The sequence below is a fragment of the Allobosea sp. RIT-PG3_2 genome, from assembly GCF_057321085.1.
Genome location: NZ_JBXWCA010000004.1, coordinates 202,110 through 226,218, shown reverse-complemented (window position 1 = coordinate 226,218; position 24,109 = coordinate 202,110). Strand labels below are relative to the sequence as shown.

The 24,109-nt window shown below is 67.4% G+C and carries 22 protein-coding genes; 10 read left to right on the top strand and 12 right to left on the bottom strand.

Annotation, left to right across the window (positions count from 1 at the left end):
* Positions 1-45: 45 nt before the first annotated feature.
* Both secA and AC2FAN_RS14375 read right to left on the bottom strand, forming a co-directional pair.
* Positions 46-2,823, bottom strand: a complete 2,778-nt coding sequence (gene secA / locus AC2FAN_RS14380) for a preprotein translocase subunit SecA (RefSeq protein ID WP_485174917.1) — start codon at positions 2,821-2,823, stop codon at positions 46-48.
* A gap of 95 nt (positions 2,824-2,918) precedes the next feature.
* A complete protein-coding gene (locus tag AC2FAN_RS14375) occupies positions 2,919-3,209 on the bottom strand; it encodes a hypothetical protein (protein WP_485174915.1) in 291 nt (96 codons plus the stop codon).
* Here AC2FAN_RS14375 and AC2FAN_RS14370 point away from each other — a divergent pair.
* The 5 genes from AC2FAN_RS14370 (at position 3,190) to mutT (ending at position 7,365) form a co-directional block, all read left to right on the top strand.
* Entirely contained in the window at positions 3,190-4,047 is an 858-nt protein-coding gene (locus AC2FAN_RS14370; protein WP_485174914.1) for a peptidylprolyl isomerase, read from the top strand. The two genes, AC2FAN_RS14375 and AC2FAN_RS14370, sit on opposite strands and share 20 nt — an antisense overlap.
* 232 nt (positions 4,048-4,279) lie before the next feature.
* Complete coding sequence (gene argJ / locus AC2FAN_RS14365; protein WP_485174912.1) at positions 4,280-5,530, top strand: bifunctional glutamate N-acetyltransferase/amino-acid acetyltransferase ArgJ; 1,251 nt, start codon at positions 4,280-4,282, stop codon at positions 5,528-5,530.
* On the top strand, positions 5,511-6,440 hold the full coding sequence (locus tag AC2FAN_RS14360; RefSeq protein WP_485174910.1) for a DMT family transporter: 930 nt from the start codon (positions 5,511-5,513) through the stop codon (positions 6,438-6,440). The genes argJ and AC2FAN_RS14360 overlap by 20 nt, the downstream gene beginning before the upstream one ends.
* On the top strand, positions 6,437-6,952 hold the full coding sequence (locus tag AC2FAN_RS14355) for a carboxypeptidase regulatory-like domain-containing protein (RefSeq protein WP_485174908.1): 516 nt from the start codon (positions 6,437-6,439) through the stop codon (positions 6,950-6,952). Before AC2FAN_RS14360 ends, AC2FAN_RS14355 begins: the two co-directional genes overlap by 4 nt.
* The gene (gene mutT / locus AC2FAN_RS14350) at positions 6,949-7,365 is read left to right on the top strand and encodes an 8-oxo-dGTP diphosphatase MutT (RefSeq protein WP_476805549.1); all 417 of its coding nucleotides are present in this window, start codon (positions 6,949-6,951) and stop codon (positions 7,363-7,365) included. Before AC2FAN_RS14355 ends, mutT begins: the two co-directional genes overlap by 4 nt.
* 2 nt (positions 7,366-7,367) lie before the next feature.
* Here the strand turns inward: mutT and AC2FAN_RS14345 are convergent, their stop codons facing one another.
* From AC2FAN_RS14345 to AC2FAN_RS14325, 5 genes are all read right to left on the bottom strand, one after another.
* On the bottom strand, positions 7,368-8,042 hold the full coding sequence (locus tag AC2FAN_RS14345; protein ID WP_485174906.1) for a DUF930 domain-containing protein: 675 nt from the start codon (positions 8,040-8,042) through the stop codon (positions 7,368-7,370).
* A gap of 101 nt (positions 8,043-8,143) precedes the next feature.
* A complete protein-coding gene (locus AC2FAN_RS14340; protein WP_485174904.1) occupies positions 8,144-9,346 on the bottom strand; it encodes a winged helix-turn-helix domain-containing protein in 1,203 nt (400 codons plus the stop codon).
* 270 nt (positions 9,347-9,616) lie between these two features.
* On the bottom strand, positions 9,617-10,141 hold the full coding sequence (locus tag AC2FAN_RS14335; RefSeq protein ID WP_485174902.1) for a CAP domain-containing protein: 525 nt from the start codon (positions 10,139-10,141) through the stop codon (positions 9,617-9,619).
* A 4-nt stretch (positions 10,142-10,145) separates the two neighbouring features.
* On the bottom strand, positions 10,146-12,779 hold the full coding sequence (locus AC2FAN_RS14330) for a DUF3772 domain-containing protein (protein WP_485174900.1): 2,634 nt from the start codon (positions 12,777-12,779) through the stop codon (positions 10,146-10,148).
* 214 nt (positions 12,780-12,993) lie between these two features.
* Entirely contained in the window at positions 12,994-14,079 is a 1,086-nt protein-coding gene (locus tag AC2FAN_RS14325; RefSeq protein ID WP_476805531.1) for an ROK family protein, read from the bottom strand.
* A 184-nt stretch (positions 14,080-14,263) separates the two neighbouring features.
* Here AC2FAN_RS14325 and AC2FAN_RS14320 point away from each other — a divergent pair, with 184 nt between their 5' ends.
* Positions 14,264-14,740, top strand: coding sequence for a DUF2938 domain-containing protein (locus tag AC2FAN_RS14320; protein WP_485174898.1), 477 nt, complete (start codon positions 14,264-14,266; stop codon positions 14,738-14,740).
* 99 nt (positions 14,741-14,839) lie between these two features.
* On the opposite strand, the gene AC2FAN_RS14315 is transcribed toward AC2FAN_RS14320, so the two are convergent.
* From AC2FAN_RS14315 to gloB, 3 genes are read right to left on the bottom strand one after another with little or no spacing between them, the layout of a single operon-like run.
* Positions 14,840-15,595: a GNAT family N-acetyltransferase gene (locus tag AC2FAN_RS14315; protein WP_485174896.1), complete on the bottom strand. Its 756-nt coding sequence runs from the start codon at positions 15,593-15,595 to the stop codon at positions 14,840-14,842.
* Position 15,596: 1 nt separating this feature from the next.
* Entirely contained in the window at positions 15,597-16,052 is a 456-nt protein-coding gene (locus tag AC2FAN_RS14310; RefSeq protein WP_485175242.1) for a cupin domain-containing protein, read from the bottom strand.
* 8 nt (positions 16,053-16,060) lie between these two features.
* Positions 16,061-16,825 carry a hydroxyacylglutathione hydrolase gene (gloB, locus tag AC2FAN_RS14305; RefSeq protein WP_485174894.1) on the bottom strand — a complete coding sequence of 255 codons (765 nt, stop codon included), beginning with the start codon at positions 16,823-16,825 and terminating at the stop codon, positions 16,061-16,063.
* 189 nt (positions 16,826-17,014) lie between these two features.
* Here gloB and AC2FAN_RS14300 point away from each other — a divergent pair, with 189 nt between their 5' ends.
* From AC2FAN_RS14300 to AC2FAN_RS14285, 4 genes are all read left to right on the top strand, one after another.
* On the top strand, positions 17,015-17,782 hold the full coding sequence (locus tag AC2FAN_RS14300; RefSeq protein WP_485174892.1) for a class I SAM-dependent methyltransferase: 768 nt from the start codon (positions 17,015-17,017) through the stop codon (positions 17,780-17,782).
* A 102-nt stretch (positions 17,783-17,884) separates the two neighbouring features.
* Entirely contained in the window at positions 17,885-18,838 is a 954-nt protein-coding gene (locus tag AC2FAN_RS14295; protein ID WP_265050679.1) for an acetyl-CoA carboxylase carboxyltransferase subunit alpha, read from the top strand.
* A 197-nt stretch (positions 18,839-19,035) separates the two neighbouring features.
* Complete coding sequence (locus tag AC2FAN_RS14290; protein ID WP_485174890.1) at positions 19,036-20,466, top strand: L,D-transpeptidase family protein; 1,431 nt, start codon at positions 19,036-19,038, stop codon at positions 20,464-20,466.
* Between the two features lie 214 nt (positions 20,467-20,680).
* A complete protein-coding gene (locus AC2FAN_RS14285) occupies positions 20,681-21,586 on the top strand; it encodes a TorF family putative porin (RefSeq protein WP_265050681.1) in 906 nt (301 codons plus the stop codon).
* Positions 21,587-21,663: 77 nt separating this feature from the next.
* On the opposite strand, the gene AC2FAN_RS14280 is transcribed toward AC2FAN_RS14285, so the two are convergent.
* Both AC2FAN_RS14280 and AC2FAN_RS14275 read right to left on the bottom strand, forming a co-directional pair.
* Positions 21,664-22,335: an AroM family protein gene (locus AC2FAN_RS14280; protein ID WP_485174888.1), complete on the bottom strand. Its 672-nt coding sequence runs from the start codon at positions 22,333-22,335 to the stop codon at positions 21,664-21,666.
* A 57-nt stretch (positions 22,336-22,392) separates the two neighbouring features.
* Positions 22,393-24,066 carry an OPT/YSL family transporter gene (locus tag AC2FAN_RS14275; protein WP_485174886.1) on the bottom strand — a complete coding sequence of 558 codons (1,674 nt, stop codon included), beginning with the start codon at positions 24,064-24,066 and terminating at the stop codon, positions 22,393-22,395.
* Between the last annotated feature and the right edge of the window lie 43 nt (positions 24,067-24,109).

Here is a 24,109-nt window from a genome sequence, read left to right as displayed (position 1 = left end):
CCGGCGCAGGGCCGGGCGTGAGGCAGGGAACCAAAGAGCGCTGCGTCAGACGAACTGGCCGTGGCAGTGCTTGAACTTCTTGCCCGAGCCGCAGGGGCAGGGCTCGTTGCGACCGACCTTGCCCCAGGTGTCGGGATCGGTCGGGTTGCGGTCGAGCACGGTGGTGTCGGCATCCGGGGCGGCGAATTGCAGCCCCGTCCCGCCATAATCGCCGCCGAAGCCCGAGCCGGAACCGTCCTGCATCTGGAGCGGCGCCTGCTCTTCCGGCTGATCGAAGCGCACCTCGACGCGCGAGAGGTGCCCGGTGACCTGCTGGCGGAGCTGGCCGATCAGCCCATCGAACAGCTCGAACGCCTCCTGCTTGTATTCCTGCAACGGGTCGCGCTGGGCGAGGCCGCGCCAGCCGATGACCTGGCGGAGATGATCGAGCGTGACGAGATGCTCACGCCAGAGATGATCCAACGACTGCAGCAGCACCTGCTTCTCGACATAGGTCATGACCTCGTCGGTGTTGCGCTCGATGCGGCCGGCATAGTCTTCGTCGGCGAGCTTGCGGATGCGCTCGCGGATCTCGCTGTCGGCGATGCCCTCTTCCTTGGCCCAGTCCTCGATGGGGAGATCGAGGTTGAAGGACTGGATCACCTCCTGCTTGAGGCCGGCGGTGTCCCACTGCTCGGGATAGGCCTCCTCGGGGATGTGCCGGGCGACGACGTCCTCGACGACGCCATGGCGCATGTCGTCGATCGTCTCGCGCACGCTCGCCTGGCGCATGAAGTCGCGGCGCTGCTCGAAGACGACCTTGCGCTGGTCGTTCATCACGTCGTCGTATTTCAGGATGTTCTTGCGGATGTCGAAGTTGCGCGCCTCGACCTTGCCCTGCGCCTTCTCCACCGCCTTGTTGATCCAGGGATGGACGATGGCCTCGTCCTCCTTGAGGCCGAGCTTCTGCAGCATGCCGTCCATCCGGTCGGAGCCGAAGATGCGCATCAGGTCGTCCTGCAGCGACAGGAAGAACTTCGAGCGGCCGGGATCGCCCTGGCGGCCGGCGCGGCCGCGCAGCTGGTTGTCGATGCGCCGGCTCTCATGGCGCTCGGTGCCGACGATGTAGAGGCCGCCGGCCTTCAGCACGCGCTGCTTGAAATCGGCGACCTCGGCGCGGATGGCGGCGGCCTTCGCGTCACGCTCCGGGCCCTCCTCCACGCCGGCGAGATCATGGGAAATCCGCATGTCGGCATTGCCACCGAGCTGGATGTCGGTGCCGCGGCCGGCCATGTTGGTGGCGATGGTGATCGCGCCGGGCACGCCGGCCTGCGCGACGATATAGGCCTCCTGCTCGTGGAAGCGGGCGTTCAGCACGGCGAAGGCCTTGACCGTCCGGCCCTCGCGCGCGGCCTGGTAGACCGGCTCCAGCGCGGTGGGATCGGTGAAGTCGAGCAGCTTGTAGCCCTCCTTCTGCAGCATCTCGGCGACGAGCTCGGAGCGCTCGATCGAGGTGGTGCCGACGAGCAGCGGCTGGCCGTTCTCCTGCGCCACCTTGATCTCGCGGATGACGCCGCGGACCTTCTCCTCGAAGGTGCGGTAGACCTCGTCATCCTCGTCCCTGCGCGCGACCGGCACGTTGGTCGGGATCTCGACGACCTCGAGCTTGTAGATCTGGAAGAACTCGTCGGCCTCGGTCGCGGCCGTGCCGGTCATGCCGGCGAGCTTCTTGTAGAGCCGGAAATAGTTCTGGAAGGTGATCGAGGCGAGCGTCGCGTTCTCGGGCTGGACGGTGACGCCTTCCTTGGCCTCGAGCGCCTGGTGCAGGCCCTCCGAATAGCGTCGGCCCGGCATCATGCGGCCGGTGAACTCGTCGATGATGACGACCTCATCGTTGCGGACGATGTAGTCCTTGTCGCGGGTGAACAGGGCGTGCGCCCTGAGCGCCTGATTGACGTGGTGGACGAGGGTGACGTTGTGCGCGTCGTAGAGGTCGCCCTCCGTCAGCAGGCCGGCCTCGCGCAGCAGCTCCTCGATATGCTCGTTGCCGGCCTCGGTCAGCGCGACCGTGCGCTGCTTCTCGTCGACCTCGTAATCGCTGGCGATCAACCCCGGCAGCACCTTGTCGATCGAGACGTACAGATCCGACTTGTCGTCGAGCGGGCCGGAGATGATCAGCGGCGTGCGGGCTTCGTCGACCAGGATCGAGTCGACCTCGTCGACGATGGCGAAGTGGTGGCCGCGCTGGCTCATCTGCGCGACCTCGTACTTCATGTTGTCGCGCAGATAGTCGAAGCCGAATTCGTTGTTCGTGCCGTAGGTGATGTCGCAGGCATAAGCGCTCTGGCGCTCCTCGTCGTCGATGCCGTGGACGATGATGCCGACGCTGAGGCCGAGGAAGTTGTAGAGCTTCGCCATCCATTCGGCGTCGCGGCGGGCGAGATAGTCGTTGACGGTGACGACATGGACGCCCTTGCCTTCGAGCGCATTGAGATAGGTCGGCAGGGTCGCGACCAGCGTCTTGCCTTCGCCGGTCTTCATCTCGGCGATCGCGCCCTCGTGCAGCACCATGCCGCCGACGAGCTGGACGTCGTAGGGGCGCTGGCCGAGCACGCGCTTGGCCGCCTCTCGCACCGTGGCGAAGGCCGGCACCAGGAGGTCGTCGAGCTTGGCGCCGTTGGCGACCTGCTGCTTGAACTCCTCGGTGCGCGCCTTCAGCGCGTCGTCGCTCAGCGCCGCTATCTCGTTCTCGAGAGCGTTGATCGCGGCGACGCGGGGCTGATAGCCCTTGACGCGGCGGTCGTTCGACGAGCCGAAGAGTTTCTTTGCGAGCGCGCCAAGCATGTTGGGCCTTTCAGGTGATGCTGGTCCTCCGGCCGGCGCGGCTGTGGTTTCGCGCCCGGGTCGGAGGTCCGGTATTCTCGAATGCGACCGCGTGTTTAGACGCGTGCGCGGGCAGGGTCCAGCGTGCGTTTCGTCCAATCGGCAGCGAAACGGCAAGCGAATTCGGCTCCGGATGTGGGGTTTTGCCCGGCCTCTTCCAAGATGCGCGACGGCAGATGGTGCGACACTGCGGCAGCTTCGGCCTCCCGGACGGTGCAAAGCTGCGTGATCGGACCCGCAATCGCCTGATCTGCCTTGCCTTTGCCGCGTTCAACTGGCAGTGCAGCCGCCAAAGCGTCTCGGGTTTCCGACGAAAGGCCGTCACCCATGAACTCAGCCCGTTTCATCGCCGTCCTCGGCTTCACGCTGCTCGCGGCGCCGGCCTTCGCCCAGGCCGACAAGGTCGTTGCCAAGGTCGACGGCATCGCCATCACCGAGAAGGACATCCAGCTCGCATCCGAGGATCTCGGCGAGCGCTTGGCCCAGCTCCCCGAGGATCGCAAGCGCGACGAGGTCATCAACTATCTCGTCGACCTCAAGCTCGGCGCCAAGGCGGCCGTCGACGCCAAGATCACCGATACGCCCGATTTCACGGCCCGCCTCGCCTATTACCGCGAGAAGGTACTGCTCGACGAATATCTGACGCGCGAGAGCAAGAAGGCCGTCACCGCCGACGCCGCCAAGAAGCTCTACGACGAGACCACCAAGGCGATGGCTCCCGAGGAGGAGGCCCATGCCCGCCACATCCTCGTCGAGGATGAGGCGCAGGCGAAGGCCGTGGTCGAGCGCCTTAAGAGGGGCGAGGATTTCGCCAAGATCGCCGGAGAGATCTCGAAGGATCCGGGTTCCGGCAAGGAGGGCGGCGATCTCGGCTGGTTCAGCAAGGACCGCATGGTGCCGGAATTCGCCGAGGCCGCCTTCAAGCTGAAGAAGGGCGAGGTCTCCGAGCCGGTCAAAAGCCAGTTCGGCTGGCACGTCATCAAGCTCGAGGACAAGCGCTCCAAGCCGCTGCCGGACTTCGCCGCCGTGAAGCCGCAGATCGACCAGTATCTCGAACGCAAGGCCCAGCAGGACCTCGTCATCGCCATGCGCGAGAAGGCCAAGGTCGAGCGCCTCGACAAGCCGGCGGAGGCCCCCGCGGCCAAGCCCGACGCTGCGAAGCCGGCCGAGCCGAAGAAGAACTGATCGGCCACGTCATTCTCGGGCGAAGCGAAGCGCAGACCCGAGAATCTCCGGGAAGAAATGCCCGGGACGAGCCGAGCATGACGTAGACCCTCGATTTCGTGGGCGGCCCTTGCGGCCGCCCTTCTTGTTTTCGTCATCGGCCTGCGGCAGAGGGACTCTCGAACGAGACGCACTGCCCGGCCAACGAACGATTCGCCGGTCTTCCAGCAGTGTTCCGCAGGAGGAAGTCGCGATGGCCGGCAAGGATGTCCCCGTTTCCCCGCTCGCGCCGAAGCGCCAGCCCAAGGTTCCGCCGATCCCGGGCGTGCGCTTCGCCACCGCCGAGGCCGGCATCCGCTACAAGGGCCGCCAGGACGTCTGGTTCGCGCTGCTCGACGAGGGCACCCAGGTCGCCGGCGTCTTCACCCGCTCGAAATGCCCGTCGGCCCCGGTCGACTGGTGCCGCGAGAACCTGAAGCAGGGCTACGCGCGCGCCGTCGTCGTCAATTCCGGTAACGCCAACGCCTTCACCGGGCTGAAGGGTCGCGACGCGGTCAAGCTCACCGCCGAGATCGCCGCCAAGGCTGCGGCTTGCAAGCCGGAGGAGGTCTTCATCGCCTCGACCGGCGTGATCGGCGAGCCGCTCGACGCGACCAAGTTCAAGGGCGTTCTCGACGAATGCGCCAAACGCGCCGCTGACGGCCCCTGGCTCGACGCCGCCAGGGCGATCATGACCACCGACACCTTCCCGAAGGCCCTGACCCGCAAGGCGAAGATCGACGGCAAGGAGGTCGTCATCGCCGGCATCGCCAAGGGCGCCGGCATGATCGCGCCGGACATGGCGACGATGCTCTCCTTCGTCTTCACCGATGCGCCGATCGCCGCGCCCGTACTGCAGGCCCTGCTCTCCAAGGGCGTGAAGGGCTCCTTCAACGCGGTCACGGTTGACAGCGACACCTCGACCTCGGACACGCTGATGCTGTTCGCCACCGGCAAGGCGGCGGCCCGCGGCGTGCTGGCGATCACCGAGGTCAACGACATCAGACTCTCCGGCTTCAAGCGCGCCCTGAACGCGATCCTGCTCGAACTCGCCCATCTCGTCTGCAAGGACGGCGAAGGCGCCCGCAAGTTCGTCGAGATCCGCGTCAGCGGCGCGACTTCGGCCCGCTCGGCCAAGCGCGTCGCGCTCTCGATCGCCAATTCGCCCCTGGTCAAGACCGCGATTGCCGGCGAGGACGCCAATTGGGGCCGCGTCGTCATGGCCGTCGGCAAGGCCGGCGAGCCGGCCGATCGCGACAAGCTCGACATCGGCTTCGGCGACATCCTCGTGGCGAAGCAGGGCGCCCGCGCCCCGTCCTACGACGAAGAGGCGGTATCGAACTACATGAAGGGCGACACCGTCGTCATCACCGCCGATCTCGGCATCGGGCGCGGCAAGGCCACGGTCTGGACCTGTGACCTGACCAAGGCCTATGTCGAGATCAATGGCGATTATCGCTCCTGAGGCCGCGCCACCGCAGGAGCCAAGCCGCAGCTTCATCGCCGTCAACCTCGCGATCTGCTCCCTGCTCTGGGGGTCGAGCTACCTGTTCATCAAACTGATGAGCGGCGAGGTTTCGGCGCTTGCGATCGCCGCGAGCCGCGGCGTAATCGGCGCGGCCGTGCTGTCGCTCTGGAGCCTCGGACGCGGGCGCAATCCGCTGCCGCGCCGGGCAGAGATCGCGCCCTGGATCATGCTCGGCACCACCAATGGCTGGCTGCCGAACGTGCTCGTCGGCTATGCGCTGGTCCAGCTCGCCAGCGGCCCCGCGGCGATGATTCAGGCCGCCGGCCCGCTCGTCACCGCGCTCGTCGCTCATCTCGTCTTTTCCGAGGAACGGCTGAACCGGCGCCGCCTCGGCGGCATTCTGCTCGGGACGATCGGCGTCGCCCTGCTGATCGGGCCGCGTCTGTTCGAGGGTGGCGGCACCGCGCTGAGCGTGCTCGCAATGATCGGAGCAACGCTCAGCTACACCGTCGCCAACCTCTATGTCCGCACCGTGCCCGCCGCGACCGGCGACCCCGCCCGGCTGGCGCTGGGCCAGCAGATGTTCTCCGGCTCGATCGCGACAATCCTGACGCTCGCCGTCGTCGGCCCGACGGCCTTCGCGCCGCTGCGCGACCATCTGCCGGCCATGCTGGCGCTCGGCATCTTCGCCACCGCAATCCCCGTCACGGTCTTCATGCGTCTGATTCGAGCCGCGGGCCCGACGCGCGCCGCGATGACCGGCTATCTCGTACCGACGGTTGCGGTGATCCTCGGCATTCTCGTCCTGCATGAAGACTTGGAGTTGCGGCAAGTCCTTGGCGGTTGCATCATCCTCGCTGGCGTCTTCCTGGTTACGACGGCGCCGCGCAGGCTGGGGGAGACATGAAGATCGGATTGTTCGCGGCGGCGGCTCTGGCCGGCGTCATCATGGCTGGTTGCGTCGAGCGCAAACCGGCAACGGTCGCTTTCTCCACGGAGGAGGCGGCTTTCATCAAGAAGCACGGAACCGGCGTCGTCACCGGCCATGCCTTCCGCACCAAGCCGAGCGGCGTCGTGGTCAATGCCGCCGGCCAGGTCGTACACCTCGTCCCGGCCACCGCCTTCGCCCGGGAGCGTTTCGCCAACCTCTACGGCCAGGGCAAATACGTCCCGCATCGCAATTATCCGGCCAATGACACGGTCGATCCCGCCTATGCCGAATACACCCGTGCGACTAAGGCCGAGGCGAATGGCCGCTTCGTCTTCGAGCATGTCGCACCCGGCAGCTATTTCATCACCACCCAGGTGATCTGGGGCGATGAGAGCGCCTTCACGCGAGAGGGCGGCTTGGTCTATGACAGCGTCGCGCTGACGGGCAAGGAAACCGAGCCCGTCCAGGTCATCCTCTCCGGCAACTGAGACACCCCGTGAAGCTGCTTCTCGTCGTCGCCTGCGCCCTGATCGATGCCGACAACCGCGTCCTGGTCACGCAGCGCCCCGAGGGCAAGGCGCTCGCCGGGCTCTGGGAATTCCCGGGCGGCAAGCTCGAGGCCGGCGAGCGGCCGGAGCCCGCGCTGATCCGGGAGCTGTCCGAGGAGCTCGGCATCACCGTGAAGGAGGATTGCCTGGCACCGCTGACCTTCGCCAGCTACGCCTATCCGGAATTCCACCTGCTGATGCCGCTCTATATCTGCCGGCGCTGGGAGGGGACGGCGATCTCCGGCGAAGGGCAGGCGCTGAAATGGGTGCGGCCCGGCAAGCTGCGGGAGCTGGCCATGCCGCCGGCCGACGAGCCGCTGATCCCGCCGCTGATCGACCTGCTCGGCGCCTGACCTCAGTGGACGGCCGGCAGGCCGAGCGCCTGCCAGCGCGCTGACGGAATGGGATCGCCGACATGGAAGGCGAAGGCCGTGACGCGCTTGAGATCGGTCGAAACCGTGCATTCGAAGCGCAGCGCATACCAGCGCCGCCTGCTGCGGAAGGCCGCTCCCTCCGCCCGCAGAATGTGATCGGCGAGCCGGATATCGGCCATCGCATAAGCGCTCACCCGGTCGGGCTCGAAATCCTGGCGCCAGGCATGGATCTGCCCCATCGCCTCCAGCCCGCAGAGTTGTTCGATACGTTCGTCCGGCGCCAGGCGCGGGAGCATGGCCAGCGTGTCGCGGCTGCGCGCATTGGCCAGGACATCGGCCGATAGCAGGCGCCGGGGCCGCACGAGACCATCGGCTTCAGGCTGAACGGGCGTTGGCGGTGGCTCGACCGGAGGCCGCTCGATGGGGGCGGGAACCGGGATGATCGGAGGCGGCGCTGGCGGCGGCCGCGTCATGGCCTCGAATTGCTCAGGCGTCTGCAACTCGACCTCGACGCTCTGCTCCGTAACGGCCGGCAGATCGGCGAGCTGCTGGACACCGAGGGACGCCAGCCATGCCAGAAGCGCCGCATGAATCAGCGATGCGGCCGGGAGGCCGGGATCGGGCAGTAGCCGCCGCGTTCCTGTCGCCGGGCGCATGCTTCAGGCCGACGATGCCGGGCGCGCCGGCGCATCGGGCCGGAAATTCGGTGCCATCCGCCTGCTCGCGCCCCGGTTGCGACGAGCGGCAACAGCGCCGATCAAGCCGGCATTTTTGTGGTCGTCTCTTCCACGACCGGCTCGATCTCCCCCTGTCCCAGCTGGAAACGCTCGAAGCGCTGAAGCTCGTCCTCGATGGCGCGCTTCAGCTCGGGGGTTTCGTGGCCGTCGAGCCAGGTCCATTGCTGCATCAGAAGCTTGCCCGCCGCCCGGTCGGTCTTGAGGTCGAGCACGGCGACGACCCGGTCTCCCGCCAGCACCGGCAGGCCGAAATAGCCGTAGAGGCGCTTTTCCTTCGGCAGATAGGCCTCGAAGACGTGGCCATAGTCGAAGAAGAGCTTCGCCCGCTTGCGCTGGATGGCGAGGGGATCGAAGGGCGACAGGATGTGGATCAGCGTCCCGTCCGGTTCGGATATTGGCTCCAGCATCGCTGGCGCCGCCCAGTGCTGCGTCTTGCCGGCGCCTTCCACCGCGACGGGCACCAGTTCCTTGCGCCGGACACGCGCGGCCACCAGCTCCGCCACCGCCTTCTTGCTCGGCGCATCGAGATGGCAGACGGAATCGAGGCTGACGAGCCCCTGCGAACGCAACCCCCGGTCCAGCTTGTAGGCCGTGATCTGCCGTTCGCTCGCCGGCGTCGGCTTCTTCTCCCACTGGAAGTGCCGGTCGAAGAGCTCGTAGGTCTTGAGCATCCCCGCGCGCGCCGCGATCGCGAGCTCACCATCATAGAAGGCACGCTCCAGCAGGCCTTTGGACGGCTTCTTGCTGGCCCAGAGATGCGCCTTCTCGATCAGCTCCTCGTCGATGTCGCGGATCGTCAACGCTCCGTCCTTGCGGATGCGGCGCAGCAGCTTGCGCGTCTCCTCGCGCGCCCCGACGGCCGACCAGCGCTTCGGCTCCTCGCGATGCGCCTTCATCTCCGGCAGGAAATAGCGGATGTCACGGGTCGCCACATAGGCCAGCGCATGCGTCCAGTACTCGAAGACGCTCTTCTCGACCGACTGCAGATGCGCGAGATCGCTGCGGCGATAGCCGGGAATCCGGGCATAGAGGATGTGGTGGTGACAGCGCTCGATCACGTTGATCGTGTCGATCTGGACATAGCCGAGATGCTCGATCGCCGCCCGCGCCGCGTCAGGCCCGGAGCCAAACGGCTCGCGCGTATCGAGCCGCTGGGCATGCAGCCAGATGCGGCGGGCCTGTTCGGTCGTCAGGGAGAGCGGCTTGCGGGGGCGCGGAGGCATGATCCGCAGGCTAGCTTCGTCTGCTCCCGGCGGTAAGGGGGCCGCGGCGGCACCGCTGACAGGATGTGGCGGGAGCCGCCGCAAGCCGTTCCGGGTTCGGAACGCTCCGGCGCTCTGTCAGAACTCCCCGCTCAACCCGAAGCGCGCGCCGCCAAAGCTGTTGCCCGCGAGGCTGACGCCGGCATTGATCGCGACGAGGATCGCGACATCGAGGCGATGCGCCACCGCGAAGCCAGCCGCCCATTCGCACGCGCGACAGACCGGGCGGCCCTAGGGTGCGACGACCAGCGCCCAGTAGACCTGATATTTCGAGCCCGGCGCATAGGCCGTCGCGATGCCCATGCGCTTGGCCTTCGCATCCTTCATGACGCGATCATGCTGGGGCGAATCCCGCCAGCCGGAGAAGGCCTCGGCGAGGCGGCGGTATCCGGCCGAGAGATTGGCCTCTGCGCCGGGCTGGCCCTCCTTTGCGAGACGCGCCTTGACCGCGTCGGCCTGCGCCGGCTTGTCGGAAGCCGCCATGTTTGCCGCTTCGCGCTGCGCCGCCTCGACCAGAGCGGGGTCGAGCGTGAGCGCCCCGAGGCCTGCATTGAGCCGATAGGCCGAGATCATCGCGCGCGCCTGCTCGGCATCGACCTGGGCGGATGCGGAGCCGAGGTCGCGATAGAAGGCCGGCTGGCCCTGCCGCTGAGGCTCGGTGCAGCCGGCGACGCCGAGCAGGGCGAGCGCGCCCGCCAGCGCGGCCGGGCAGGTCATCGCGCGCGAACCGGCGGCGCGGCGCAGAAAGCTGGGCATGCGATCATTCCTTGCTGTCTTCCTTGGCGGGCTCGGGCGCTGGAGCAGGCGCGGGCTTCGTCGCCCCGGCCTCTTCCTCCTCATCCTCCTCCACCACAACCGGCTTGCGCGACCGGCGCGTTGCAGCGGGCGATGCCACCGGCTTCGCGGGCTCCCAGCCGGTACTGCTGCGCGCGCCCCCGCCCCGACCGACAGCCACTGCGATGCTTTCGAGTGAATACTCGACGCCTTCCAACCCGCGCACCACCAGTTCCGGCGTGCCGGCGGCAGGTTCCATATCGGCGAGGCGCTTGTGGATGGCGAAGTTCATGTCACTGGTGACGCGCCCAACGATCTCGACATCGGCCACGACGCAGACCAGCTCAAAATCCATGGTCGTGGTGCCGAGCTTCTTGAACTGCACCACCGGTGGCGGCTTCTGCATGACGTCGCCATGGTTCGAAGCCACTTCGGAGAGCATTGCCCGCACCTGCCCGGCCTCGAGCGTGCGTGGCACCGATAGCGCGATCAGCACGCGGCCCGTCCGGTCGCTGCGGACGCGGTTGCGCACCACGCCGGAGATCAGGTTCGAGTTCGGTACGATCACCGTCGAGCGGTCGAAGGTCGCGATCTCCGTCGAGCGGACATTGATGCGCTTGACGATGCCTTCGGTGTCGCCGACCACCACCTGGTCGCCGACGCGGATCGGCCGCTCCCAGAGAAGGATCAGGCCCGAGACGAAGTTGGACACCACCGACTGCAGGCCGAAACCGATACCGACCGACAGGGCCGAGGCGACGAGGGTGAGACGTTCGAGGCTGAGGCCCACAGCCGAAACCGCGATCGCCACCGCGCCGATATAGCCGACATAGCCCGCCGCTGTGGTGATCGAGTTGCGCAGCCCCGGATCGAGGGCGGTCGTCGGCAGGAACTGGTTGTCGAGCCAGCGCTGCATCGCCCGCGTCGCCGCGATGCCGAGGCCGAAGACCAAGGCGAAGACGACGATGGTCGAAATCGAGATCGTGACGCCGCCGACCTGGAAGCCGAAGAAAGCCGCGCTCAGCGAGACCAGGAAATCGGTCGATTCCAGCCCCCATGGCGCGAGCACCATCAGGACCGTGATGATGATCAGCAGCAGCTTCAACGCGCCGACGCTGATCACCGCGACCTTGTCGAGCGTTGTGCTGCGCAACCCCATGCCGGCCTTCAGCGTCAGCGCGAAGCGGCCCTTGCCGGTCAGGAGCCGCGGAAGGCCGAGATCGATGAACTGGAAGGCCAGCAGGAACAGGCAGGCGACGATGCCGATCCAGAGCGTCTGCTCGGCCAGGAAGGCCGCGAAGATCACATAGCCGGTGAGTGTCGACAGAATGATCAGGAAGCCGATGATCCAGCCGAATATCCGAACCGGGCCGAGGCTCGCCCCGTCCACCGGCACGTAAGGACCAAGGCAGGCTTCCTGCTCGACCTCGTCGTCATCGCGTATCTGAAAAAGGCCGGCGATCAGTGTCAGGGCGAAGAGGATGGCGAAGAAGGCCTTGACGATGATCGAGACCGCAAGGCCTGCGGCGATCGCCTGGAGCCAGGCCTCGAAGACCTTGCCCACCGCCATCACCAGCGCGAGCGAAGAGGCGATCCACACGACACTGCGGGCCGTCGGATCCATGACGCTGACCAGGCGCCGCTGCGGGCTGGACGGTGCGAACAGGGCGTCGGCCAGAGCCTGAACGAAGGCGAAGAAGGCGAGCCCGGCGACCAGCGCCCAGATCACCGGCTGAATGCGCGGCGGCAGAAGCCCCGTGGTGCTCAGCGCCTGGTAGATCAGCCAGCTCGCCAGCACCGGCGGCGCCGCGCCGGCGACGATATGGGCGAGCGCCACATAAAGGCAGTGCAGATTGCCGGTATCCTGCGTGTTGCCGTAGCGCGCCTTGAAACGCGGCAGATAGCGGGCGCGGGCGACGTAAAGCAGGATGGCGCCGATCAGGGCGAGCGCCACGACGGCACCCCGCGATCCGGAGAACGCATCGCGCACCCCCTCCAGCCAGCCGCCGAAGATGTATCCGGACGCCCGCAGATCCTCCGGAGCCGTGGTGATGGCGTTGCTCCAGACTTCGGGATTGGCGACCGAAGGCCCGGCGGCGAAAAGCGCCTTGGCGAAGATTTCACGCCGCTTGTCGCCGATGCGGCTCTGAAGCTGCTCGGCTTGAAGCAACGACGCCTTGGCGATCTTCAGCGTCTCGTCGGCATCGGCATAAGCCTTGGCCCGGGCCTCGCGATCACGCGCGATCTCGGCGCTCTCGGCCGGAGCGCTGGCCTCGGGTTTTGGGCCGAGCTGGTCGAGCCGGAGCTTGGCCTGGTCGACGCGCGGCGTCTGCTCGTCGACGATGACGCGCAGCTGGTCGAGCGAAGGTTGAAGGCGGATCCGCTGCCTCTGCAGCTCGGCATCGGTGGCATCGGGCGAGGCCAGCGTCGTTTCGATCTGCGCCAGTTCGCTGCGGACGGCATCGAGCCGCGCCCGCGCGCTGCCTGGATCGGGCGATGCCGCCGCCGTCTGGGCGAACGAGGAGGTTGCAGCCGCCATCGCCAGCACGAGCCAGAGCAGGCACGTCGCCAAAAGCCCTCTGAGGCTTTGGAAAGGCGTCTGCGCCACGCGTGCTGCCATGGTGGTGCGACCCTGTCCCACGTGATTCGGCTGAGGCTCGACCCTCGGCACAGCCGTGCCCGCAAGGCAAGATGGAAAGCGGAATTCGGCGGCCGGCAAAACGGTGCTCCTCGGATCGCGGACGGGCGTCTCTGATGAGCCGGTCGGCGGCTCGGGGTCAGCTCATCGCCGCAAAACACGACCTGAAGATGGCACCGCGGTCGGTTCTGGCGCCTCAGCGCTTATCGGAAGCCCTGCTTTTCAACCGGTTGCGATAGCTCGCATTGCCCAATCCGGTCCCGATCGTCAGCACCGCCCAGTTCTCGACATCCTGCATCGCCGGCATCTCGCTCAGGCCCTGGATGACGGCATCGTTGTGCATCACGACCTCCGTCTCATGCCTGCCGATCTCGGGAACGAGCTGGCGGATGCTGTCGACGAGGTTGAAGCGGCTGCTTTCCCAGTTGCCCGGGAGATTCTGGGCTCCGCGCTCGATCGCGCCGTCCGGCTCAATCAGGCCGGGGCAGCCGACACCGATGAATGGCGCGACCTTCAGGCCCTCCTTCTCCGCGTTCTGGATCTGATCGCGCAGCATCTTTCCCATTCGCTTGATCGCCTCGTCGCGGCTCGGCTCCTCATCGGCATGGCGCCAGAGATCCGACTTCCAGACGCGCGCCCGGCTCAGATCCGGCGCCTTCGCCTGCCGGAGTTCGACGATCCCCGCGCGAATGTTGGAGCCCCCGATATCGACGGCGACCAGGCTGTCATAAGCCTCGAAGATCCATTTCGGCGCGAGATGGGCGCTGCCGACGAGCCCGGCCTCGTCCGGATGATGACTGACGGGCACGAGATCGAGATCGCGGCCATCGGTGCGCAGGATGATGGCGGCGCGCGCAATGGCGAGTTCGCCGACGCGGCTCTCACGGAAACCACCCCCGACGACGATGCGCTCGACCGCGGCCCAGCTCTTCAGGCGCGCGAATCTGCGGATGACGAAGGCGAGGGACTGCGCGAAGCCCTCGACCGCGCTGAGCACCAGCGCAGCCTCCTTGGCGGCGCCCTCCTTCAGCAGCGTGTCGAGTTCCTTCTTGCTGATCTCGGCGGTCTTGCCCTTCAGCGGGTCGTCGCCGTTGCGCTTGAGATGGCTGCGCAGCGCGTCGAGATGCTCGACGAAGGCGCGGCGGCTCGCCTTGTCCCCGACGAAGCCGTCATCGTCCCGAACCTCCAGATTATAGCTGGTGACGACGACGGACGGCAGTTCGGCCGCGCCATGCGGCCCGGTTCCGGCATTGCGTGGTTTGTCGGCAGTCGCCGTGGCCATGATGGATCTCCCCCGCGGATTCGCGAAGGCAACCCCTCAGGGGCGCGCGGGGTTCCGCGGCAGAGGCGATGCGCCGCATGCAGCGCGCCTCTGCGCGATCCGGCCGGCCAGGCTGTTGACCGCCGTCGCAATCGCCGCTCCAACGGACGGGAAGCCGCCGTGAAGCGGGCTGGGGGAACGAAACGTGTCGGATCTGATCTTTCGCATGGTCGTCATCGGCGTCGGCGCGACCGCGCTGTCCGATCTCTGGGCGCAGTTCCTGCGGCTTTTCGGCCTGCCGAAGCCGAACTGGGCGATGCCGGGCCGCTGGTTCGCCCATCTGCCGCGCGGGCGCCTGTGGCATGACGACATCGCCAAATCCGAGCCCGTGGCGGGCGAGCTCGCGATCGGCTGGATCTGCCACTATCTGGTCGGCATCCTCTTCGCCGGCATCGTGCTTGCCATCTGGGGCGCGGACTGGGCGCGCAATCCGACCTTGCTGCCGGCATTGCTCGTCGGCTGGGCTACGGTCGGCTGCGGCTGGTTCATCCTGCAGCCCGGCATGGGCATGGGCGTCGCTGCCTCGCGCCGGCCGAACGCCGGCCAGATCCGGCTGCTCAACATCGTCAGCCACACCATCTTCGGCCTGGGACTCTACGGCACGGCGCTGCTGACGCGGTAATTCACCCTCGTCATGCCCGGGCTTGACCCGCGCATCGCGTGACGCAGGGGCGCCGGGGCCTCTTCCGGCCTGAGATTCTCAAGCGCGAGAATGACGCCGTCAATCGAGAATGCGCGTCTCGTACTGGTAAAGCTGGCGGAAGCCGAGGCTGCCGTAGAGGTTGATCGCGACCGCATTGCCTTGTTCCACCTGCAGGAAGGCGTCGGCGCAGCCCATCGCGCCGGCCCAGCCCATCAGCCCCTGCACGATCCTGCGGCCATAACCATGGCCGCGATGGTCGGGATCGACGCAGATCAGACCGATCTCCGCCATACCGCGCTCGGCCACGCCCATGCCGAAGGCCACCGCCTCGCCCTCGACCAGCCAGGTGGCGAAGGCTGCGGGAAGCCTGACCTTCTCGACGATCGCCGCCAGATTGGCGACATGGGTCTTGTTGCCGCTCTGCAGCGCCGCGACGCCCGTCAGCCACTCCAGGCTCGGCCGCGCCTCGATCTGCAGTTCGGCCTCTTCGGAAGGCGCGACAGCGGCAAGCGGCGCGATCTGGCCGAAGGACTTGTCCTTGACGCGATAGCCGCGCTCCAGAACGGCGGCGCGCGTGGCCTCGGAAACGAGCGGCGTCAGCCTGATGCTCGGCACCAGCCCGTCGGCCCGATAGAGCTCTTCGATGAGATCGAGCATGTCGGCATCGAGTTCGGCGCCATAGACGAGAGGCGTCGCCGCGTTGGCACGGCCGGAATAGCCGTTGGCGAAGCGCAGCACCCAGTCGCCGACGATGAGCGTCGACAGCGCCGGCCAGGCATTGATGATCCGCCGCTCGCATCCGAGCACGAGCGCGCTGTCGGTCTTCATCAGCATGTCATTCCCCCATCGGCTTGCGCGGCGTCGGCCGCCAGCCCGGCGGCGCCATCTCGAAGCCCTTGAATTCGAAACCCGGCGCGACCGTGCAACCCACCAGCGTCCAGGCGCCGAGCGAGGTCGCGCTCTGCCACCAGCCGGCCGGCACCACGAATTGCGGCCGCTGCCCGGCGGCGAGATCGGTCCCGACATGATGAGCCGCGGCGTCATGGCCATTGGGCGATACGGTGATGACCAGCGGCGCGCCGGCATAATGATGCCAGATCTCGGCGGCATCGACGCGATGCCACTCCGAGGTCTCGCCGGTGTCGAGCAGGTAGTAGATCGCGGTCGAGAAACCCCGGCCCTCCGGCCCGGCCGGATCGCGGAAGGTCTCACGGTAGTGGCCGCCCTCGGGATGGGGCTTGAGCTCGAGCAGCCGGATCACCTCGGCCGCCGTCAGGCCGTCGAGCCGCATCGTCATAGTCAGAACCGGTTCTTAGCTTCGCGCAACGCCGTGAAGACCTTGTCGGCCGGGGCGCCGACGAGCCCCACCGCTGCGGCCAACGCGCCCTCTCCGGCACGGAAGAACGGATTGGTCGCCTGCTCTTCCCCGACCGTGGTCAGGGCCCAGAAGCGGCCTTCCGCCTTGGCCTTCTCGGCTTCGGCGAAGCGGGCGGCGAGCGCGGCGTTGGCGGGATCGACTGAGCGGGCGAAGCGGGCATTGGCGAGGGTGTAGTCATGGCCGCCGAGCAGGCGGGTGTCGCCCGGCAGCGCCATCAGCCGCGACAGCGAGGTCCACATCCGCCCCATCTGGCCCGGCTGGACGCGCCCGCAGCCCATGACGAAGACGACGTCGCCGACAAGCGCGAGCTTCGCTCCACGCCCGACATAGCTGAGATGGCCGTCGGAATGGCCGGGCGTATGCCAGATCTCGAAGCGTTCGCCACCGAGCGAGACGCTGTCGCCCTCGCCGATCACCTTGTCGAGCGGCGCGCTGGAGCGGGCATCAGCCGGCCCGACGACAGTGGCTCCGGTCGCCTGTTTCACCTCATCGACGCCCTGGGTGTGGTCGTGATGGGCATGGGTGATGAAGATGTCGCTGATCGTCCAGCCCTTCTCCCGGGCGGCGGCCAGCATCTCGCTGGCATCGGGCACGTCGATCGCCGCGCAGGCTCCCGTCGCGGGATCGTGGAGCAGCGCCCCAGCGTTGTCGCTGAGCGTGCGAAAGACGTGAAGGTCGAGCGGCATGGCTTCCTCCGGTGGGGTCGACCCCATCGGGCCGAACGGACGATCGGCCCCCTGCATGGGCCATGCCCGGCGCTCGATCAACCCACCGCAGGCGCAGCCGGTGGTTGCGGCAAGAGCGGGCGGCAAGTGCGGGCGGTCTGTGCGGACATTCCCTTGCGTTCGGCGCTTCAGCGCTCCATGTGAGGCGCCATGCCTCTCGACGTCGTCGACCTGCGCGCCTTCTATGCCAGCCCGCTCGGCCATGTGGCCCGGCGCTTCATCGGCCGGGCGATGCTTCGTTTCTGGCCCGATTGCTCGCGCCAACGCCTGCTCGGCCTTGGCTATTCGACGCCCTATCTCTCCGTGCTCGGCCTGCAGGCCGAGCGCACCATCGCCTTCATGCCAGCCGCGCAGGGCGTGGTGAACTGGCCCTCTCCCGGCCTCACGGCCTCGGCGCTGGTCGAGCCCACCCTGCTGCCGCTGCCGACGGCCTCGATCGACCGGGTCGTGCTCGTGCACGCACTGGAGGAGACCGAAAGCCCCGACGACCTGCTTGAGGAGGTCTCGCGCGTCCTCAACCCCGGCGGGCGCATGATCCTCGTCGTGCCGAACCGGCGCGGGCTCTGGGCCCGGATGGACGGCACGCCCTTCGGGCAGGGCCGGCCCTTCAGCCGCCGCCAGCTCGGCGCCCTCATGCGCGCCGCCGAGTTCTCGCCGGAGCACTGGGTCGAGGCGCTCTACGTCCCGCCGCTGCACAGGCGTCTGCTGATGCGCTCCGCCCCGATCTGGGAGCAGATCGGTGCCGGCCTGTCGCTGCCTTTCGCCGGCGTCCATGTCATCGATGCCACCAAGCAGTTCTACCGGCGCGCGCCCTTGCGCGCGACGCGGCGCAGCTTCGCATTGAGACCGGTCCTGCTGCCGCAACCGACGCCGACGCCGCGCGCGTCAAACCCGCCGGAGACGGCGCGGACGGGTTGACAATTTCGCCGGCGCGCGGCCAAGGTCCGCCGCCTTTCATGCCGGTTTTGCCCTAAACCGCCGTTCCGCCCGATTTTCGCGCGGATTCTGAACTGGATCACGATGCGTAGCTATCTGGATTTCGAGAAACCGGTCGCCGAGCTGGAGGCGAAGTCGGATGAATTGCGGGCCCTCGAGGCCCGCGGCGACGGCATTTCCCTGTCGGAAGAGATCGGCAAGCTCGACGCCAAGGCCAGCCAGACGCTGAAGGACATCTATGCGGCGCTGACGCCCTGGCAGAAGACGCTCGTGGCGCGCCATCCGCAGCGTCCGCATTTCAAGGATTACTGCGCCGGGCTGATCGCGGAATTCACCCCGCTCGCCGGCGACCGCGCCTTCGGCGAGGACGAGGCCATCATCGGCGGCTTCGGCCGCTTTCGCGGCGAGCCGGTCTGCGTCATCGGCCAGGAGAAGGGCGATTCGACCGAGACCCGCATCCGGCACAATTTCGGCATGCCCAAGCCCGAGGGCTACCGCAAGGCCGTGCGCCTCGCGGAGCTGGCCGACCGCTTCGGCCTGCCGGTCCTGAGCTTCGTCGATACCGCCGGCGCCTATCCCGGCATCGAAGCCGAGGAGCGTGGCCAGGCCGAGGCTATCGCCCGCTCGACGGAGGCCTGGCTCGGGCTGCGGAGCCCCAGCGTCGCGCTCGTCATCGGCGAGGGCGGCTCCGGCGGCGCCATCGCCATCGCCGCGGCCAGCCGCGTGCTGATGCTGGAGCATGCGATCTATTCGGTGATCTCGCCCGAAGGCGCGGCATCCATCCTCTGGCGCGACACGGCGCGGGCGCAGGACGCGGCCACCGGCATGAAGATCACGGCGCAGGACCTGCTGAAGTTCGGGGTCATCGACCGGATCGTGCAGGAGCCGACCGGCGGCGCCCACCGCGACGCCCAGGCCGCGATCAGCCGCGCGGGCGATGCCATCGCCGCCGCGCTCGGCGATCTCGCCGGTCTCGGAGCCGAGGATATCGTCGCCAAGCGGGCGGAGAAATTCCTCGCGATCGGGCGCAATCTCTAGGCAATATCGTTGCGAGATATCTCGCACCAGCGAAGGCGAGGCTTCTTTACCGGCCGTTGACCATGTGGCCAGACTCACCCTGCCTATGGTAAGGAACCCTCAAGCCTAACGCTTCTACAACGAGTCGACGGGCACAATTTGGCCGTCTTGCGAAGTCACAGGTCGCACCCCGGCCTGCCGTTCGAGGGATTGACGACGTGGCACTCAAGCAACTCGCACTCGTGGCTTTTGTTGCATTGACCGTGGCGGCCTGCGAGGAGGACCGCTATCGCGGCTCCGCGCGCCACAACATTCCGATTCCGAGCGCGACCTATGCGCTGATGTCCGAGAAGGGCATGAGCAAGGACCAGCCGATCCTGATCCGCTCCTACAAGAAGGAGTCGGAGCTCGAGGTCTGGAAGCGCAAGGCCGACGGCCAGTACACCCTGCTCAAGACCTTCCCGATGTGCCGCTGGTCCGGCCAGCTCGGCCCGAAGGTCCGCGAGGGAGATCGCATGGCGCCGGAAGGCTTCTATGCCATCGCTCCCCAGCAGATGAACCCGAACTCGTCCTATTACGTCTCGTTCAACATGGGCTATCCCAACGCCTATGACCGGGCGCATAACCGCACGGGCGCCCATCTGATGGTCCATGGCGCCTGCTCCTCGGCCGGCTGCTATTCGATGACCGACGACCAGATCGGCGAGATCTATGCGCTGGTGCGCGAGGCCCAGAATGCCGGCCAGCGCGCCGTGCAGATGCAGGCCCTCCCGTTCCGGATGACGCCGGAGAACCTGGCCAAGCACCGCCTCGACCCGAACATCGCCTTCTGGAAGAACCTGAAGGAAGGCACCGACTATTTCGAGGTCGCCAAGGACGAGCCCGCGGTCTCCGTCGTCGGCGGCCGCTATGTCTTCAACGGCGGCTCGACGCCGGCAGCCGTCGCCGAGAAGCGCCAGAGGGACGAGATCCAGGTCGCTTCGCTCGTCGCCAAGGGCACACCGGCGATCAAGCTGATCTATGACGACGGCGACCAGCACGCCTCCTTCAAGCAGGCGCTGATGACCGGCGGCTCCGACGCGCTCAACCGCTCGGCTTCCTGGGCCTCGAAGGATGTCGGCGTCAGCCGTGCCGATGCCCTGTCGGTCGGTCCTCGGGTCGTCGTCCTCGACGACAAGGGCAAGGCGAAGGCGACCGTCCGCGCCGCTTCGGCCGATAACGACGCCGTTCTCGCCGCGATCGCCGCAGCCCCTGCGGAAGAAGCTGCAAAGCCCGACGCTGCCAAGGTCGAGGCGAAGCCGGCCGCCGCACCGCGCCCGGCGGCAGCCCCGGCCGCTACCCAGCTCGCCAAGGTCGCACCCGGCAACGCCCTGCAGGCGCCGGTGCTCGCGAGCGCGGCCTCGAACCCGGTCGCGCCGACCGAGGAGAAGCCTCTGCTGCAGCGCGCCCTCAGCTTCATGCCGGTCTTCGGCGGCGGCTCCAGCGCCACGGCCGATCAAGGCGTGGCCAGCGCTCCGGTCGCGTCCGTCGCGCCCGCGACACCGGCCGCCACCAGCCCGCCGCTGCCGCCCCGCCGCGCCAACGGGCTGAAAACGTCGAGCCTCGACCAGTCGACGGCGGGCTATGCGAGCCAGCCGGCGATGCGTTGAGGCCCTGCCCGGCCGCCGTCACGTCGTGACGCAAATGCAACAGCCGGACAGATAATCGAGACTGCCTGTTTTGCAGGCGCGAAGACCTCCCCCTGGGAGGTCTTTTGCTTTTTCCGTGAGCGGAGCGCCCAAAACCTCGTCTTGCTGCCAAGCCGGGCTCGCCCGTTTCATGGTGCGACAGCGCAAATCAACGCGCGGCGAGGGGTTTCCGTAGATGTCCGATCTTTTCCGTTCCTCGATTATGGGACTGGCTTTGGCTGCCGCCGTCGGCGCGGCGCAGGCCTCCGACCTGCCGAGCAAGAAAGGGCCGCCGCCCGCGCCCGTCGTCCCCGCGATCACCTGGTTCGATATCGCGGTCAGCGTGAAGGGCATGACCGATTATAATTTCCGCGGCATCTCGCAAACGGACCGCAAGCCGGCGATTCAGGGCGGCGCCGAGCTGCAGATCTACAACAACATGTTCTATCTCGGCGTCTACGGATCGAGCGTCGACCTGGCCACCAGGCCCGATGCCGAGATCGACTTTTATGCCGGTGTCCGCCCGAAATTCGGCGATCTCGCCTTCGATTTCGGTGTCTGGCAGTACTACTACCCCAGCGAGAAGCAGCTGATCGACGCTGCCGGCGTGTTCTGGACACCGAAGAACACTGACTTCACCGAGGTCTACGGCAAGGTCTCCTACACCTTCGCCGAAAGCCTGACGGTGGGCGGCAACGTCTTCTACGCCTGGGACTGGCTCGGCACCGGCGCGAGCGGCACCTACGCCTCGGTGACGGCGAAGTACAACCTGCCCTTCCTGGAAGGTCTCTCGGTCTCCGGTGAGTTCGGCCACTACTGGCTCGGCACCACCAACCTCGCCATCTGGTCGACCGTGCCGCCGACCAATCTGCCCGATTACAGCTACTGGAACGCCGGCGTCTCCTACACCTGGAAGAACGTCACCGCCGACCTGCGCTACCACGACACCACCCTGTCGAAGAGCGAGTGCTTCCTGCTGACCGCCGATCCGCGCGGAATCTCCAACGGCACGGGTCGTTCGAACTGGTGCGGTGCGGCTGTCGTCGGAACGCTCTCCTTCGACATCACCGCCAGCAGCGTCGGCATCTTCGCGCCGAAATAAACCCCGCTCCATCCGAACAAGCACAAAGGCCGCCTCACGGGCGGCCTTTTTTCGTTTGTGGCGGATGCAGCCCGCCGTCAGACGATCTCGGAAACCAGCTTCGCGATCATGCTGTTGGAGAGGATGACCGGCAGGCCGGCTTCCGCCGCCTCGCGGCGATGCCGCTCGACGAAGCCCATGCAGTCCATCAGCAGGATCTGTGCGCCGCGTCCGGCCAGCTCCCGCGCGGCCTCCGCGATCGAAACGCCCGCACCACCATAGGGCGACGCGGCGGCATAGAGCGGCCGGCGGCCGAGCGGCGCCCATTTGCCGGCCTCCGAGGAAATCTGCTCGGCCAGCGGCACGATGATGCCGAGCTGCGCGCCCTGCGTCAGCGCCGCCACGGCCGGCGGCAGGATGCGGTCGGGTTCGACGAGGCGCGCCTTCTCGGTCGACAGGCTCGCGAAATGGCCGGTGCAGAGCATCAGGATGGTGCCGCAGCCCTCGGCCTCGATCACGGCGAGCTTGTGCTGTGCCGCAGCTTCCGTCCGGGCGCGGTCGATGACGACCGCGCTGCCGTCGAGGAGCTTGGTGATCAGCACCGGCTGGCCCGGCTCCGTTGCGAAATCCCGTTCGATCTCGATGCGGCTCAGGCCGTCGAGAACGCCGGCATGGCGCTGTGGCACACTGGCGCCGATCACCGCGTCGAGGATCGGCGTGATGTCGGCGCGCGGCGCCTGGCCGATGGTCAGGGTTCCCAGCATGCTCATTGTCCGCCCTCCATGAAGCGAAGGACCCGGGTGGCTTTCCGCCCAGGTCCAACTTGTTCAGCGCTTCCAGAAGTTCTTGGAGACGGAGTCGAAGAACGAGAAGATCGCATCGCCGGCGATGACGCCGGCGGCGAAGACCTCCATGTCGCCCTCGCCGCTCGCGCCGCGCAGCTTCTCCCAGATGATCCGGCAGAGGATGCCGGCCAGCACCGCCCAGCCTGCCATCGGGAAGTTGATCAGCAGGCCGGTGGCGAAGAGCACGCCGATCTGCCGCTTCGGCCCCCCGATGAATTGCAGGATCGCGCCGGGGATCGCCCAGAGGAAGAGCTGCCAGGCGACGCCGGGCGCCACGCCGGCCTTGATCGTCGCGGCATAGACCTTGTTCACGGGGGCGACGAGGTTCTGGTCGAAGAAGGACTGGTAGGAGAACAGGACGACCGCACCGGCGATGACGAAGGCGAACATCGCGGCGAAGAGCTGCTGGCGGCGGCCTTCGCGCTCGAAGGCGGGATCGGCGCCGTTGCCGCGCAGCAGGTAGCCGGCCTTGAGATCATAGCCCATATCGGCGAAGGCGGGCCCGGTCGCGGCAGAGAAGCCGACCAGCAGCGCCAGCGCCGGCATCGGAAAGCCGATCAGCATGCCGATGATCAGCGTGATCAGCGCGACCGCGAAAGCCGGGAACCAGCCGGAATGCATCGCGGCGAGGCCGACGATCAGCTCATGCACATAGGCGGCGAAGGCGGCATAGAGCACGAACAGGATGAGCATGCCGATCGACATGTCGCTCATCAGTCCGCCGACCAGCGCGATGAACACCGCGATGACGAGATAGCCGACTGTGCCCAGCCCGAGCGCCCGCTTCACTTCGGCGTCGGAGACGCCTGCGCCCACCTCGCCGGGCTTGGTCGGTTCCGCCCGCCGGAACAGCAGCAGCGCGACCTGCAGCAGCGCAACGAGGCCGGCGCCGATCATGAAGCCGTGCGGGATATAGGCGGCCATCAGGTCGCCCTTGGGAATGACGGTCTCGAAGAGTGGCCCGCCGAAGAGCTGGCCGGAATAGCCGCGCAGCAGGAGGCCGATGCCGAACATCAGCAGCGCCCAGATATTGCCGATGAAGGCGACGCCGAAGGCCGACATCGGGATGCCCGAGACGGCGGCCGAGCCGGCGAAGCCGATCCAGGCCAGCGGGATCTTGACGAAGGAGACGAGGATGCCGGTGCCGAACCCTACGCCCATCAGCACTGCCTTGCGTCCACCCTCGTCGCCGGCCTTGATCGCCTCGGCGGCAGCGACGCCCGGCGGCCAGGCGCCCGTCGCGGGGAAGACGCGGGAATCGAACATCCGGTAGAGCAGATAGGCGTCGAGCAGCATCGCGAAGAAGGCGCCCGCCAGCATCGGCAGCACGAGGTCCGGCCGCCCGAGCAGCCAGGGAATGCCGACTGGTAGGAGCAGGCTGTTCGCCGCGCCGAAGGTGGCCGAGGAGATCGCGCTCTGGGCCAGGTTCTGCACATGGATCGAGCGGTAGCGCGTGAAGGCGGCAAGCGGCACGCGCGCCAGCGCCATGGCAGCAAGTGCGCCGATCAGCGAGGTGTTCGCGGTGATGCCGAGCGACACCAGCAGCTGCATGCCGATGATCGCACCGAAGACGCAGAGAATCGCGATGAGCAGCAGCGTCGCCGGTTCGAACAGGCTGGGGTGCCGCTGAGGCACCCCTTCAGTCGGATTGTTCATGCCTCAGTCCCCTATTCGCCCCTTACGGGCTGTTTGCGTTTCG